This is a genomic window from Sphingomonas sp. jy18 (genome assembly GCF_056931895.1).
The window spans coordinates 81,282-95,806 of sequence record NZ_JBXPBT010000005.1 but is presented as its reverse complement, the minus strand read 5'-3'; the positions used below and the strand labels follow the sequence as shown (position 1 = coordinate 95,806).

18 protein-coding genes are annotated in these 14,525 nt (G+C 65.9%); 5 read left to right on the top strand and 13 right to left on the bottom strand.

Annotated elements, in window-relative coordinates; translation table 11 throughout:
• Positions 1-9: 9 nt before the first annotated feature.
• Positions 10-579, bottom strand: a complete 570-nt coding sequence (gene petA / locus AC0QC4_RS13275; protein WP_483660394.1) for a ubiquinol-cytochrome c reductase iron-sulfur subunit — start codon at positions 577-579, stop codon at positions 10-12.
• Between the two features lie 221 nt (positions 580-800).
• Between petA and AC0QC4_RS13270 the strand changes: the two genes are divergently transcribed.
• The gene (locus AC0QC4_RS13270; RefSeq protein WP_483660393.1) at positions 801-1,265 is read left to right on the top strand and encodes a tRNA (cytidine(34)-2'-O)-methyltransferase; all 465 of its coding nucleotides are present in this window, start codon (positions 801-803) and stop codon (positions 1,263-1,265) included.
• Complete coding sequence (hemF, locus tag AC0QC4_RS13265; RefSeq protein ID WP_483660392.1) at positions 1,262-2,134, top strand: oxygen-dependent coproporphyrinogen oxidase; 873 nt, start codon at positions 1,262-1,264, stop codon at positions 2,132-2,134. Before AC0QC4_RS13270 ends, hemF begins: the two co-directional genes overlap by 4 nt.
• 21 nt (positions 2,135-2,155) lie before the next feature.
• On the opposite strand, the gene AC0QC4_RS13260 is transcribed toward hemF, so the two are convergent.
• Positions 2,156-3,055, bottom strand: coding sequence for a hypothetical protein (locus AC0QC4_RS13260; protein WP_483660391.1), 900 nt, complete (start codon positions 3,053-3,055; stop codon positions 2,156-2,158).
• Between the two features lie 26 nt (positions 3,056-3,081).
• Entirely contained in the window at positions 3,082-3,909 is an 828-nt protein-coding gene (locus AC0QC4_RS13255) for a hypothetical protein (protein ID WP_483660390.1), read from the bottom strand.
• A 115-nt stretch (positions 3,910-4,024) separates the two neighbouring features.
• Here AC0QC4_RS13255 and lipB point away from each other — a divergent pair, with 115 nt between their 5' ends.
• Positions 4,025-4,717, top strand: a complete 693-nt coding sequence (lipB, locus tag AC0QC4_RS13250) for a lipoyl(octanoyl) transferase LipB (RefSeq protein ID WP_483660389.1) — start codon at positions 4,025-4,027, stop codon at positions 4,715-4,717.
• Entirely contained in the window at positions 4,714-5,085 is a 372-nt protein-coding gene (locus AC0QC4_RS13245) for a hypothetical protein (protein WP_483660388.1), read from the top strand. The genes lipB and AC0QC4_RS13245 overlap by 4 nt, the downstream gene beginning before the upstream one ends.
• A 127-nt stretch (positions 5,086-5,212) precedes the next feature.
• On the opposite strand, the gene queE is transcribed toward AC0QC4_RS13245, so the two are convergent.
• The 7 genes from queE to AC0QC4_RS13210 all read right to left on the bottom strand — a co-directional run bounded on the left by queE (position 5,213) and on the right by AC0QC4_RS13210 (position 11,315).
• Entirely contained in the window at positions 5,213-5,845 is a 633-nt protein-coding gene (gene queE / locus AC0QC4_RS13240; RefSeq protein WP_483660387.1) for a 7-carboxy-7-deazaguanine synthase, read from the bottom strand.
• 19 nt (positions 5,846-5,864) lie between these two features.
• Complete coding sequence (gene queC, locus AC0QC4_RS13235; protein WP_483660386.1) at positions 5,865-6,560, bottom strand: 7-cyano-7-deazaguanine synthase QueC; 696 nt, start codon at positions 6,558-6,560, stop codon at positions 5,865-5,867.
• Positions 6,561-6,603: 43 nt separating this feature from the next.
• On the bottom strand, positions 6,604-7,173 hold the full coding sequence (locus AC0QC4_RS13230; RefSeq protein ID WP_483660385.1) for a hypothetical protein: 570 nt from the start codon (positions 7,171-7,173) through the stop codon (positions 6,604-6,606).
• 246 nt (positions 7,174-7,419) lie between these two features.
• Complete coding sequence (locus AC0QC4_RS13225; protein WP_483660384.1) at positions 7,420-7,827, bottom strand: DUF3617 domain-containing protein; 408 nt, start codon at positions 7,825-7,827, stop codon at positions 7,420-7,422.
• A gap of 176 nt (positions 7,828-8,003) precedes the next feature.
• On the bottom strand, positions 8,004-8,933 hold the full coding sequence (gene hslO, locus AC0QC4_RS13220) for an Hsp33 family molecular chaperone HslO (protein WP_483660383.1): 930 nt from the start codon (positions 8,931-8,933) through the stop codon (positions 8,004-8,006).
• A 107-nt stretch (positions 8,934-9,040) separates the two neighbouring features.
• Complete coding sequence (gene argF, locus AC0QC4_RS13215; protein WP_483660382.1) at positions 9,041-9,970, bottom strand: ornithine carbamoyltransferase; 930 nt, start codon at positions 9,968-9,970, stop codon at positions 9,041-9,043.
• A gap of 157 nt (positions 9,971-10,127) precedes the next feature.
• Positions 10,128-11,315 (bottom strand): acetylornithine transaminase, encoded by a 1,188-nt coding sequence (locus tag AC0QC4_RS13210; RefSeq protein ID WP_483660381.1) that lies wholly within the window; start codon positions 11,313-11,315, stop codon positions 10,128-10,130.
• Positions 11,316-11,797: 482 nt separating this feature from the next.
• On the opposite strand from AC0QC4_RS13210, the gene AC0QC4_RS13205 reads away from it, so the two are divergent.
• Complete coding sequence (locus AC0QC4_RS13205) at positions 11,798-12,409, top strand: hypothetical protein (RefSeq protein WP_483660380.1); 612 nt, start codon at positions 11,798-11,800, stop codon at positions 12,407-12,409.
• Positions 12,410-12,510: 101 nt separating this feature from the next.
• Here AC0QC4_RS13205 and AC0QC4_RS13200 read toward each other — a convergent pair whose 3' ends face one another.
• The 3 genes from AC0QC4_RS13200 to AC0QC4_RS13190 all read right to left on the bottom strand — a co-directional run bounded on the left by AC0QC4_RS13200 (position 12,511) and on the right by AC0QC4_RS13190 (position 14,411).
• Positions 12,511-13,500, bottom strand: coding sequence for an LLM class flavin-dependent oxidoreductase (locus tag AC0QC4_RS13200; protein WP_483660379.1), 990 nt, complete (start codon positions 13,498-13,500; stop codon positions 12,511-12,513).
• Between the two features lie 45 nt (positions 13,501-13,545).
• Positions 13,546-13,776, bottom strand: a complete 231-nt coding sequence (locus AC0QC4_RS13195) for a hypothetical protein (protein WP_483660378.1) — start codon at positions 13,774-13,776, stop codon at positions 13,546-13,548.
• Positions 13,777-13,868: 92 nt separating this feature from the next.
• Entirely contained in the window at positions 13,869-14,411 is a 543-nt protein-coding gene (locus AC0QC4_RS13190; RefSeq protein ID WP_483660377.1) for a hemerythrin domain-containing protein, read from the bottom strand.
• Between the last annotated feature and the right edge of the window lie 114 nt (positions 14,412-14,525).

The following is a 14,525-nucleotide window of genomic DNA, read 5'->3' as shown; positions in this document are numbered from 1 at the left end:
TGGTCCTCCTCAGCCGATCCGCACAGCGGTATCGGTGGTGAATTCATACGGCGGCACGACCAGATTGGCCGGGGCCGGACCTTTGCGGACACGCGCGGCGGTGTCGTAGTGCGAACCATGGCAGGGGCAGAAATAGCCCCCGAATTCGCCCTTGCTTTCACCTTCCGCAGCGCCGAGCGGCACGCAACCCAGGTGGGTGCAGACGCCCAGGGTGATCAGCCACTGTTCCTTGCCGGGCTTGGTGCGCTCGGCCAGTGTCTGCGGATCGCGCAGGTCGCTGGTCGACACGGCATTGGCCGCAGCGATTTCGGCCGCGGTCAGGTGGCGGACGAACACCGGCTGCTTGCGCCAGGTGGTCTTGATCGCGGAGCCTTCCGGAATCGCGCCGACATCCAGCTCGGTGGTCGACAGCGCCAGCACGTCGGCCGACGGCGCCATCTGGAACACCAGCGGCGCCACCGCGGCGACACCGCCGACACCGGCAAAGCTCACCGCTGCAATATGGATGAAGTCGCGGCGGCGAACGCCGTCTCCGCTATGGCCTGCATCCGCAGGAACCGTCGCAGCATCAGTTGCCATGCCAAAACCTTCGTCTAGCCCGCACGGTGCGGGAGTGAAACCATCGTATGGGGGCCAGGCGGACGGAGCGCTTGCACGCCATCGTCGCCGCCCCCGCAGCGCCGATTTGGCGGCCTGATAGCGGCGGTCGATGCGTCTGCCAATGGCAAAGTCACGCAACTTTCATGGAGAAAATCGCACAATCATTGCCTGCGGCCTCCCGCGCGGGCTAGGCGCAGCGAATGCGCCCCGCTCTCGCCCTGATCGAGCCTGAGATTGCCGGCAATGTCGGCACCCTTTTGCGGACCGCTGCCTGCTTCGATGTGGCGGTGCATCTGGTCGAACCGTGCGGCTTTGCCTTCTCCGACCGGGCATTGCGCCGGGCGGGGATGGACTATGCCGCAGCGGCCGACCTGACCCGCCATGCCGATCGCGCGGCCTTTTGTGCCGCCATGACGTCGGCAGGTCGGCGGCTGGTGCTGCTGACCACCAGCGGCGACATTCGCCTGCCCGATGCACGCTTTTCACCCGCCGATGTACTGATGCTCGGCAGCGAAAGCGCCGGCGCGCCGGCCGACATCCATGCAGCGGCAGCGCTGTGCGTGCGCATTCCGCTTGCATCGGGCCGACGCAGCCTGAATGTTGCGACGGCAGGCGGCATCGCGCTGGCGGAGGCGCTGCGACAGACACAAGGATTTGCCGAATGACTCTCGACGAACAGCAACAGGCCGCACGCGACTGGTTCGAATCGCTGCGCACCCGCATTTGCGCTGCGTTCGAGGCCATCGAGCGCGAGGCGGGCAGCGACGCCAGCTTTGAATATGTCGCGTGGGACCGGGAGGGACCCGGCGTCACCCCCGGCCCCTTGAGCGAAGGCGGCGGCGGCGGCGGGGTGCGTGCGGGCATGAAGGGCAAGGTGTTCGAAAAGGTCGGCGTCAACGTCTCGACCGTCGGCGGCGAATTCGCCCCCGACTTTGCCGGGCAGATCAATGGCGCAGCCGAAGACCCGCGCTTCTTTGCCACCGGCATCAGCCTCGTCGCACACATGGCCAACCCGCATGTTCCCGCGGTGCACATGAACACCCGCTTCCTCGTCACCACCAAGCGCTGGTTCGGCGGCGGGGCGGACCTCAACCCGCCGATTCCCTATGCGCAGGATACCGAGAGCTTTCACGCCCAGTTCCGCGCCGCGCTGCAGCCCTATGGCCCGGACGTCTATGAGCGCTACGCCAAATGGGCCGATGAGTATTTCTTCATCCCCCATCGCGGCGTGCCGCGCGGCGTGGGCGGCATCTTCTACGACCATCTCGATGCCGACAGCGAGACCATGTTCGAGCGCCATTTCGCGCTGACCAAGGCGGTGGGAGAGGCCTTCCTGGCCGCCTATCCGCCGATCGTGCGGCGGCGGATGGAGTCCGCTTACACCGACGAGGATGTTCGCACGATGCGCGTGTGGCGCGGCCGCTATGCCGAATTCAACCTGGTCCACGATCGCGGCACGCTGTTCGGCCTCAAGACCGGTGGCAACATCGATGCGATCCTGATGAGCCTGCCCCCGCTCGCTGCGTGGGAGTGAGCGGGGCCAGCCCTTGAGGGCTCAGGCGAAAATCTCGCCCGACTGCATGTCGCCTTCCGACACCTGCCGATAGACCGCGGCTGGCATCGCCACTGCGACCACCAGAAACGGCACGTAAACCAGCAGGACAATCACCAGCGAAATCACGCCGGCGGCTGCATTGGCGTCCCCGCCCGAATCGAAACCGGCTGCAAAACCGGCGGTGGCTGCGCCGAGCACCAGCGTAAACACAAAGGTCAGGACAAAGCTCATGATGGCCACCAGCAACTGGAAGCCGACGATGACCCACTGCGACTGTCGGGTCAGCCGCCAGCTTTCGGTCAGCCCGGTGATGGGATTGACGGTGCGCAGCGCCGCCATCACCGGCCCGGCGGCCATGAACCGCCCATAGACCCAGTAAAAACCGACGATCATTCCCACATATAGCAGGACGATGCCGATGACGATGCCCACGCCGGCCCCGGCCAGTCCCGCATCAGGCGAGGCCAAGCCCCCGGCCAGCCCGCCGCCGAGCCCGAGAATCGCGAAGATAAGCAGCATCACCACGGCAAGCACGACATAGAGAATGATGGTGATCGCGATCATCGCCAGCAGCGACATCGCGCTCGCCCCCAGCGCCCAGCCGAGGTTCGATAGCACCGGCTCGCTGCCGCCGGTCAGTGCATGGCGCCAGCTCAGGAAGCTGCCGGCAAAGTAAAAAACCCCGGCCAGCACCATCGCCAGCGTCAGACCGCCGAAAAGCGCCAGCACCACCGACGGGTCCTGGCTGTTGAAGCTGGCGAAATCGCCGCCGACCAGCGCAAACACTGCACCGGCGGCAATCAGCACCGTCACCAGCATCGACCCGATGACGATGTGCCAGCTCGTGCGGATGAAATCGAACATCGCGGCAAAGGCGCCGCCGATCGTCATGCGCTGCATGCGTCAATCCCCCTGGTGGCTGTCATTCAGGCGAAAACATCGCCCGCGTCGCGCGGCGCCACCGCCAGATAGATGCCGGCCGCCACCCCGACCGAAACGATCGCTATCGGCGCTTCGATCAGCACCAGCGAAACGACGCCCCCGACGGTTGCACCGAACAGCGTGGCGATAATGCCGGCAACGGCCGAGATCACGATGGCGACGACTATCAGCAGCAGCAGATAGCCCAGGATCGACCACTGGTTGGCCGCGGTCAGCCGCCACGATTGGGCGATGCCGTATAGCGGATTGATCGACCCCGCATCGGCCATCGCCGGGGTCACGACCGTCAAGCGGGCGGCCAGCCAGAGCACCAGCAGAAGCAGCGGCACAATCAGCAGCAACACCGCCACGGCGGCCCCGGCACCGCCGCCCGCTGCGAACAGCCCGGCACCGACGGTGAAGATGAGTGCGAACGCAATGCCGCCGATGACGATCCCGACCCCGATCATGAACAGCAGGAACAGGATAGCGGCCTTGACGCCATAGATCAGCGCCTCGGAGATGGTGTCGCCATGCCCCAGCCCGATCCGGAAGGCCGCATATTGGGTGGCCGACTGGGCGATGGCGGCAATCACGCCGATCAGACCCAAGCCTGCGCCACCGGCCGCCTGGGACAGCCCGGAAAAATCGCCGCTCTGCATCGCCGCAGCCAGCCGCTGCGCCATGGCTTGCTGATCGCCGCCGATCAGTATCAACTGGATCAACCCGAACGCCACCACCGCGCCGCCGACCAGTATCGCCAGCATCTGCAGATTACGGTTGAGGAAATCGACGGCGAGCGACCAGGCTTCGCCGATGGTGAAATTGTTCATTCTGTCGCCCCTTGTTCAGACCCGGCGGGCAAAGTGACGGGCAGTTTCCTACTTGTCCAGCACCAATACAGCGCCGCCACTTGCCAGCGCTGATGCGCTGTCGCAGGGACGGGCGATGGCCGACCCCGCCCCCTTGAGCGCAGCACCCGACTGGCAGGTATCGCCGGGCCTGACCCCCTATCCACAGGCGCTTGCCGAGATGGAGGATCGCGCCGCCGCCATCCATGCCGCCGCTGCGCCCGAGCGCATCTGGCTGCTCGAGCATCCGCCGCTCTACACTGCAGGCACCAGCGCCGACCCCGCCGAGTTGATCGACCGCCGCTTCCCCGTCTTCGATGCCGGGCGCGGCGGGCGCTACACCTATCATGGCCCCGGCCAGCGCGTGGCTTATGTCCAGCTCGACCTGGGGCGGCGCGGGCGCGACGTGCGCCGGTTCGTCCATGCCATCGAAGGCTGGGTGATCGCCACGCTCGCCGATTTCGGCCTCGCCGCGCGGCGCGCAGAGGGGCGCATCGGCATCTGGTGCGACGATGCCTCGGGCCGCGAAGCCAAGATCGGCGCAATCGGCGTGCGCGTGCGCCGCTGGGTGACGCTGCATGGCCTCTCCATCAACGTCGACCCGGATCTGGCACATTTCGGCGGCATCGTGCCGTGCGGCATCGCCGATTATCCGGTCACCAGCCTGGCCGCGCTGGGGATCGCGGCGACCATGGCCGATGTCGATGCCGCCTTGCACCGCCATTTCGGGGATTTCCTGCAGGCGGTCGGACCGGCTATGGCCGCGCAATCACCGGAGAGCCCAGCATGACCCGCCATCGCCTTGCCGCCGCCTGCATCGTCACCGCCTTCGCCCTTGCCGGCTGCGATCTGATCGGTGGCGGCAGCAGCGCCGACACGCAAATGACCAATGTCGAAATCCAGCCCGGCACCGCCAGCGACGAGATGGTAACGCTCGATGCGGCGAGCGGCGACGGTACGGCGATCGACACCAGCACCGCGATCGGCCCGGCCCTGCCCGGCGAGCCTACGAGCGACGAAGACGCCGGAGCGGACGCCGCCGCCGATCCTGACGCTCCGGCCGCGGCCGGCGATGCCGAAGCCGAAACCCGTCCCGGCGACGTCGTCATCCGCCCACCCGCCGGCCGCGCCGAGGGCGATGCGCCCGCCAAGAAATGATGTTCGCCCTGTTCGACCCAGAGTGAAACCATAGCCCTGAGCCTGTCGAAGGGCGCCTGTCGCAGAGGCGTGCTTCGACAAGCTCAGCACTACGGTTCGGTATTCGCGGGACAGCTTCTCGGCTGGGTCAGGCCAGCCCCAGCAGCTTGTGGGTCTGCAGCGACAGTCGCCAGCGCGGATCGTCGAACGCCAGCGCCAATGCCGCTGCCTCGTCCCGTGACCCGTCTCGGCGGTCGAGCGGCTGCACCAGACGGTGGGTGAAGTCCCATTCCGCCAGTTCGGCCAGGTCGATGCCCTGCTGCGGCCAGACCAGCTTCAGCTCGTCGCCGCTGCGCTGCACCACGCGCGTCCCCGCCTTGGGGCTGATGCACACCCAGTCGATGCCGGGATGCACCGGCAGGGTGCCGTTGCTCTCGATGGCGATCTCGAAGCCCGCCGCGTGCAACGCCTCGACCAGCGCATCATCGACCTGCAGCATCGGCTCGCCACCGGTCAGCACCACATATCGCCGCTCGAACCCTGCGCCCCAGCAGGCGGCGATCGCTGCTGCCAGCGCCGTGGCATCGGGGAACTTGCCGCCGCCCTCGCCATCGGTGCCGACAAAATCGGTGTCGCAAAAACGGCACTGCGCGGTCGCCCGGTCCGCCTCGCGCCCGCTCCACAGGTTGCAGCCGGCAAAGCGGCAGAACACCGCGCGTCGCCCCGCCTGCGCACCCTCTCCCTGCAGCGTCAGGAAGATTTCCTTGACCGAATAGGTCATTGATCGGCGCCCGCATCGCTCATGGGGCGAGCGGTTCCCGTGCATAGACGGTCGGGTCTGGCAGACCGGCCTCGACAAACCCCTTGGCCCTCAGGCGGCAGGCATCGCATGCCCCGCAATGCAGGCCATCGGGCGTCGGATCGTAGCAGGTCCAGCTCAGCCCGGCATCGATGCCCAGCCGGTGCGCCTCGCGCGCGATGTCAGCCTTGGTCATGTGCAGCAGCGGCGTTTCGAACAGGAAAGGATCGCCCTCCACCCCGGCCTTGGTCGCGAGATTGGCCGTCTCGGCAAAGCTCTCGACAAAGGCCGGGCGGCAATCGGGATAGCCCGAATAATCGAGCGCATTGACGCCAACATAAATGTGCTTGGCCGCACGCGCCTCGGCAAGACCGAGCGCCAGACTGAGGAAAATCGTGTTGCGCGCCGGCACATAGGTGACCGGGATACCCGGCTGCACACCATCCTTGGGCACCGCGGTGTCGCTGGTCAGCGCCGATCCGCCGAAGCTGCGCAGGTTGAGCGGCAGCACGATATGCTCCGCCACACCCAGCGCAGCGGCGACGCGCCCGGCCGCCTCCAGCTCGCAGCGGTGGCGCTGGTTATAGTCGACAGTGAGGGCGATCACGCGATGCCCCGCCTCGCGCGCCAGCGCGGTGCAGACCATCGAGTCGAGTCCGCCCGATAGGAGGACGACAGCAGCAGCAGAATCGAGCATCGCCCGCCTTTAGCGGGCAATGCCGATCATCAAAAGCGCCGCGTTAGAGCGCCCCTGCGCCGCTGGCGCCGCGCTCGCCGCTCAGGCCACGCCCCATCCCGCCGCCCTGTGCGCCGCCATCCTCCTCGTCGAGCCGCTCTTCGTCCATCTCGTCATCGAGATCCTCGTCGTCGAGATCTTCTTCGTCGAGCTCCTCATTGCCATCGAGAGCGTCGTCGCCCTCGTCGCGCATCTCGGCGTCGCCTTCCTGCATCGAGGGCGATCCATTGCCGAAGCCGCCGTCGACGATGCCAGAGCCATGTTGCTCGCCATCGCCACCGGAGCCGCTGCCGCGCTCGCCGGTCGCGGCATCGCCTGACATGCTGTTGCCGCCGGCCTCCTGCTCGCGCTGCGACTGCGATCCGAGCCCGGCCTGCACGTCGCGTTCTTCTCGTTCCTGCTGGCCGGCGCTGCCGTAATCGGCCTGCCCTTGCTGTCCCTGCTGGCGTTGCCGGTCCTGCCCGGCGTCGCCGCGCAGTGTGTCGGTGGGGTTGCGGTCGCCGCCGGGGCGCTGATTGCCTTGGGTGGAAAGATTGCCCTGCCCGCCATAGCTCTGCCGTTGCTCGTCGCTCATTGCTCGTCTCCTCGCGTGCGAAAGATGCTGCACGCATGGCAACCAACGCGCCGCGAGCTGCTTTCGCGACGCGGGCATGACGCTAATCTGGCTGAGCAAAAAACAGGGCCGCCTCATCGCAGGATGGGCGGCCCAGTGTGATCCATCAGGATCTGCTAGGGAGGAAGTGAGCCACGAAGGTTCACGGCCTTCCGTCTAGCGCAAGATGGTTAACAATCGGTTAGGGCAGCTATTTGGGATCGCGGCCTAGTTGCAAGCGCCGGTGCGTCGGCCCTCATAGGCCAGGCTGAACGGCGCACCGCCCGCGATCCCCTGCGTTTCGAGCTGGATCAGCCGGTTGGTTTCACGGCGGATGGTGGTCTGCCCATGCCCGGCGCTGCCGCAGCTGTAATGCACGCGCACGGTGGTCGCGCTATTTTCCAGCACGGTGCGGGTGCACTGGCTGCGCTGATGCTGCAGTTGCAGCAGCTGGCGCCAGTCGGTGACGCAATAGCTGCGGGTCGACGAAGCATCGTCGCGGTCGCGCAGCAGCCACTGACCACGTTCGAGCCCGTCGAGCATGGCGAGCGTCGGCGTCTGCCCGGCTGCGGGCATCGTCGCTGCGAGAATCGCCACCGTTGCCATCGCCGCGGTGCGCAATGCCGAGTAAGCCAAGACCGTCTGTCCTTTCTGCGCAGCGCGACGGACCATCCCGTCAGCCTTGCCGCAAAGCATCGCAGCGCAATGACCCTTCACCGTCACTGGCGCCGCGCTATCCGTCACACCTCTAGGCAACCAGCGATGAACAGTGGCTTTACAGCGACAAACCGTTGACTGGTCCGGCGATGCGCTCAATGCGCCCGCGGCACATCCGCCGGATCGATGGCAAATTGCGTGGAGCAGAAGGCGCAGTCAATCACGATCTTGCCGTTTTCGTCGGCCATCTCCGCCTGCTCGTCCGCCGGGAAGCGGGCAATCACCGACGCAAGATAGGCCGGGTCGCAACGGCAACCGCGTGCCAGAGCATCGCCCTGGCTGACCCGCACTTCGGCCTCGTCATGATAGAGCCGCCACACCAGCGCCTCCATGCTCAGTGCCGGGTCGGTCAGCTCGGTGGGGGTGATGGTCTCGGCCAGCGTCGCGATATGGTCCCACGCTTCATGCGCGTGGGTACGCTCGCCGCGCACCTCCAACCGCTCGCCGCCCAGTTCGCCGGACGCCAGCCGCTGGATCATCACGCCGCCGGCGATGCAGCCGGCCCCGGCATCATGGCGCGTGGCGATGCGGATCACCGTCGGCAACTGCTCGGACTGGCGGAAATAATCCTGCACCGCATCGGCCAGACTTTCGCCCTCCAGCGGCACGATGCCCTGATAACGCTGCCCGGTCGCACCCTGATCGAAGGTCAGCGCCAGATAGCCCTTGCCGAACAGCGCGAACAGGCTCGGCTCCGGGCCGATCATTGCCAGCCGCTCGGCATCGAAGGAGAGATAACCGCGCATCTGCCCGGACACATAGTCGCACACCAGCATGCCGACCGCGCCATTTTCGGTCTGCGCCTGCAGCGTCATCTGGCTGCCGCCGTCCTTGAGGGTCGATCCGAGCAAAGCCGTCAGCACCAGCGCCTCGGCCAGCAGCTTTTCCGCGACCGGCGGGTAGGCATGGGCCGACAATATCGTGTCGAGCATCGGCCCCAGCCGCACCACCCGCCCGCGCGCGTCCTGCTCGGCCAGCGTGAACACCAGCGGGCGGTCGAAATGGGTTTCGGCAAGGTCGGTCATCATCACATCCAGCTATGCGTCATTCCCGCACAGGCGGGAACCATCATTGGTTTCGTATCGCGCCACCGTCAGATGGAGTCGCGTCTTCGCGGGAGTGACGAGGGAAGTTACTGTCCCAGCAGCCCGAACGCCCACAGCAGGACGGACTTTTGTGCATGCAGCCGGTTCTCGGCCTCGTCCCAGATCAGCGATGCCGGTCCATCGATCACCGCGTCGGTCACTTCCTCGCCGCGGTGCGCGGGCAGGCAATGCAGGAAATGGGCATTGGGGGCGGCAAGCGCAAGCAGCGCCTCGTCGACCTGATAGGGCGCCATCGCCGCCAGCTTGTTGTGCGCATGCTCCTGGCCCATCGACACCCAGGTATCGGTGACCAGGACATTGGCACCGGCTGCCGCTGCCGTCGCATCGCGATGGACGGTGATAGTGGCGCCCGCCGCGCGCGCTGCCTCGATGAAGGCGGGGTCGCTGTCATAGCCCTGCGGGCCGCCGATGCGGACGTTGAACTTCATGAGCCCCGCCGCCTCGACGATCGAGTTCAGCACATTGTTGCCGTCGCCCAGCCAGGCCACTTCCAGCCCAGGCAGCGCGTGGCCGTGCTCGACCAGGGTCAGCAGGTCGGCGACGATCTGGCAGGGGTGCGACAGGTCGGTAAGTCCGTTGATGATCGGCACGCTGGCATGCGCCGCCATTTCCTCGATCTTGGCATGATCGTCGGTGCGGATCATGATGGCATCGACATAGCGGGACAGCACCCGCGCGGTATCCGCCACCGTCTCGCCGCGGCCGAGCTGCATGCCGCCCGAATCCATGACGATGCTGGTACCGCCGAGCTGGCGGATCGCCATGTCGAAGCTGACGCGGGTCCGCGTCGAATTCTTTTCGAAGATCATGCCCAGCACATGCCCCGCGAGCGGGGCGTCGGCATCAGCCCTGCCCTTGGGCCAGCCCGCGCGGGCCGCCTTGCGATCGATGGCATCGGCGATCATCGCAGCGATGGCATCGCCACCGGCGTCGGAGAGATTGAGGAAATGTCTCATATCTGATCCCCCTTCCCCTCTCCCGCCTGCGGGAGAGGAGCGAGACTTGAGAGCGAAGCGAACTGGTCGCAGCGGTGAGGGCTAGCGACGATTGCTGGCATACCCTCACCCTGCCGCTTCGCGGCTGTCCCTCTCCCCTAAGCGGGAGAGGGTTAGATCACGCCGCCACCGGCACCTGATAGCTGGCAGCACCCGCCGAAAGCTTCTCGACAAACTCGTCGATATGCGCCTGCTCGATGTTGAGCGGCGGCAGTACGCGCAGCGTATTGTCCCCCGCCGCGACGGTCAGCAGGCCATGATTGTCGCGCAGGTGCGCCACGAAATTGCGCGTCTCGTGCGTCATCATCAGGCCCAGCATCAGCCCCTTGCCGCGCACGCCGGTGAACAGCTCGGGGTAGTTGCCGATGAACTGGTGCAGCGCCTGCTCCAGCTTGGCGCCAAGCGCGGTGACATTCTCCATGAAGCCCTCTTCCAGGATCACGTCGAACACCGCGCTGCCCGCTGCCATCGCCAGCGGGTTGCCGCCGTAGGTCGATCCATGCGTGCCGACCACCATGCCCCGCGCCGCACTCTCGGTGGCAAGGCAGGCGCCCATCGGGAAACCGCCGCCAATGCCCTTGGCGCTCGCCAGCACGTCCGGCACGATGCCATAATGCTCATAGGCATAGAGCTTGCCGGTGCGCGCCACGCCGCACTGCACCTCGTCGAGCGCGAGCAGGATGCCATGCTCGTCGGCGAGCCTGCGCAACCCCTGGATGAAAGCGTCCGATGCCGGCCGCACCCCGCCCTCGCCCTGGATCGGCTCGACCAGAAAAGCGGCGGTCTTGTCGTTGATCGCCGCAGCCGCGCCTTCGAGATCGTCGAAGTCGACATAGCGGAAGCCATTGAGCAGAGGCGAAAAGCCCTTGTGCATCTTCTCCTGGTTGCTCGCCGAGATGGTCGCCATCGTCCGCCCGTGGAAGGCATTCTTGAAGGTGATGATCTCGAACCGGTCACTGCCCTGCGACTGGTGATAGGCGCGCACCGTCTTGATCGCGCACTCGACCGCTTCGGCACCCGAATTGGTGAAGAACACCGTGTCGGCAAAGCTGTTGTCGACCAGCCGCTGCGCAAACGCCTCACCCTGCGGAGAGCCGTAGAGGTTGGAGACATGCATCAGCGTCGCCGCCTGCTCCTGGATCGCCTTGGTCAGGTGCGGGTGGCCGTGGCCGAGCAGGTTGACGGCGATGCCGCTGGCGAAATCGAGCGCGCGGCGGCCGTCATCGGAAATCAGATAGGCCCCCTCGCCTCGCACCGGCCGGAATCCGCAGCGCGGATAGACGGGCATGAGCGGCGTAATGGCCATGACGATATTCCCCTTTCCAGCAACAGCGACGCGCCTCTGCGCCGCCAACGCAAAACGGCGACCCCACCCGGGCCGCCGACGTCTCTCGTCATAGAGGAGCGGCGCCACATAATCAATCGACGCACTGGACATGGCGCATGTCTAATCGCCTTTACCGATTAGAGTGGACCAAAGTCTGTATTGGTGTCGATTAATAGGCTGCGCTAAACGCCATCCATCGGCAGACGGACAAGCGCATCCCTCCCCCCTCGAGCGCCGTCTGCCGGAACATATTCCGCATATCCCTTCGGGTCGCACAGCGGAATCTGGTCCGGGCGGCACCGCATCCTCCACACCGGTGCCGTCCGGAAGCCAGCCTTCTCTTCCCCACAATAGTGACCAGCCTGGTCGGAGCACTGAGGCGCGCACGAAGTAGCGGAACTTTGCGCCATTTTCTCTGAGGAACATAGCAGCCGTTGGTTTTGCCATGGCGACAACCGCGCTTGCTGATGCGCTTTTTCTTACTTGTTGATTGTTGCGCGAATCTTTTGCAGGACGCGAAAGCAATTTTGCGAAAAACAGATCGAACAAGGGGGACCGATTTCATGCTTTCCAAGCAATTAGCAGCAGCGCTTGCGCTCGCAGGCATGTCGCTTTCTGGCTGCGCCACCGTTCTCAATGGCACCAGCCAGGACGTCGATTTCAATTCGGAACCGCAGGGTGCGGTCATTGCGCTGCACACCGGCCAGAATTGCGTGACGCCGTGCACGTTCAGCATGCGGCGCGGCGATGATGCCAGCGTCGAAATCAACAAGCCCGGCTTCAAGCCGGTGACCGTGTACATCCAGAGCCGCCTCGGCGGTTCGACCTTCGGCAACATCATCCTCGGCGGCGGCATCGGCGCGGTCGTCGATGGGTCGAACGGCTCGTCGAACCGTCTGTACCCTAACCCGGTCTATGTGCGTCTGGTCCCGGTCGGCTCCAACGAAGAGCCTGTCCTGCTCAACAAGGACGGCGAAGTCATCTCGACCGTCGCAGCCCATAATGCCGAGGTGGGCGAGGACGTCCGTCAGGGCATCGAGGGCCAGGGCGTCGTTCCGCGCAGCGGCAACTGATCCGAGCCTTGACTGGCTAAGCAAGCATAGAGCCCCGCCGTGCCGACGGCGGGGCTCTTTTCTTGTCCATTGACGACTGCTCGTCGACCCAGCGAACCGCCCTAGGCCGCTGCCCCGGCGAACGCCTCCGCCGCCAACGTCAGCGAATGTTTGCGCGCGTCGTGGTCGTAGATCGACGATGCTAAGATCACCTCGTCGACGCCGGTCCGCGCAACGAAGGCCTCCAGCCCGCGCGCCACATCCTTGCCGGTGCCGATGGCGCTATATTGCAGCACATGGTCGAGCATCGCGCGCGCCTGTTCTGGCAATGTCTCGCGATAGCCTTTCACCGGCGGCGGCATGCGGCCGGGATTGCCGGTGCGCAGCGCGACGAAGCTCTGCTGCATCGATGTCGCCAGCAGTTCCGCCTCCGCGCGCGTATTGGCGGCAAAGACATTGAACGCCGCCGCGCAATAGGGCGCATCCAATGTCTCCGACGGCTGGAAGCCCCGGCGATAGACATCGAGCGCCTGCATCAGCGCATCGGGCGCGAAGTGCGAGGCGAAGGCGAATTTCAGCCCGAGCATCGCCGCCAGTTGCGCGCCGAACAGGCTCGACCCCAGGATCCACATGTCCGGACGCGCGCCCGCGCCCGGCGTTGCCGGCACCACCCGCGGATCGCCGGCAAAATAGGCCATCAGCTCGACGACATCGCGCGGGAACTGCTGTTCATCGCTGTTGAGATTGCGCCGCATCGCCTGCGCCACCCGCCCGTCAGAGCCGGGCGCGCGCCCCAGCCCCAGATCGATCCGCCCCGGAAACAGCGCGTCGAGCGTGCCGAACTGTTCGGCAATCTGCAGCGGCGCATGGTTGGGCAGCATGATGCCGCCCGCGCCGATACGGATCCGCGCCGTTGCCGCGCCGACATGCGCCAGCACCACACTGGTCGCGCCACCGGCCACGCCGGCCATGCCATGATGTTCGGCCACCCAATAGCGGTGGAACCCGAGCGCTTCGGCATGCGCGGCGAGATCGGCAGCGTTCGCCAAAGCCTGCGGAATGCTGCCGCCCTGCACGACGGGGACGAGATCGAGTAGCGATAGCTTGGTCATGGCCGGGAGATGGCGCCGCCAACGGTCACCGGCAAGGGCATCGCGTCAATCGCCACCGCCATCGCCCCCGCCGCCGTCGCCGCCATCGCTGCCGCCATCATCGCTGTCGCTGTCGGAAGAACCGCCGAACCAGCCGGCGCCGCCGCTGTCACCGCCACTGTCGACATAGACTGCATTGTCCGGCCCGCCCGAGCCCCTCCCGGTACGGGCGAACAGCCTGCGGACAATATGGAAACCGATCCACGCAAGGATCAGATACCCGATTAGCTGAATCATCGCCCCCCCCTTTCCCGGACCGACGCTATCATGCGTCTTTCGCCAGCGCGAGAGTGGCCGGCCAGCGCAGATGGCCGGCCGGCCACCGGGGTTCAGGCAAGTTCGTCGGCAGCGTAACGCGCTATTTCCTGCCGGTAGCGCTTGGTCATCATCGCCTGCTCGTCCGCAGGCACCTCGCGCTTGAGTTCAAGGAACCAGTTGCTTTCCTCCGAATACATATGGTGGGTCACGGCGCCGCGGATATGCTCCAGCTTGTCGAGCCATTCCTGGCTCATCGGATCGAGCTTTTCGAGCAGCGCCATCTCGATCTTGGCCATCGCCTGCTCTTCATACGCCATGCCGGCATGCGTCTTGTGCCCGCTGTCGGCCACTGACGGATAGAGTACGCTTTCCTCGGCATTGCTGTGCCCGGTCAGCAGCAGGCCAAGCTGTTTCATCGCCGTCGTCCGGCCACCGTCGCTTGTTTCCCGCCGCGCCGTTTCGAAGGCCGCCTCGATCTGGTCGTGATGATCGAGCACCTGGCTCAGCCAGTCGCCAGGCTCGGCTGCTTGTCGCGCCTTGGCGCGCGCCTCCATGCGGGTTTCATCGCTTTCGGGCGGCGTGATTGCCGCCACCACTTTGTCCAGAAACGACATCGCACTTCTCCGATTCTGCAAAGGCCCGCCGCCATCCCGGACAAGCGCCCCGCCACTGCGCAGGTTCCGGTTGCGAGCGATTCTCACCCACGCTTCAGCATGCCTGCCGCTCCG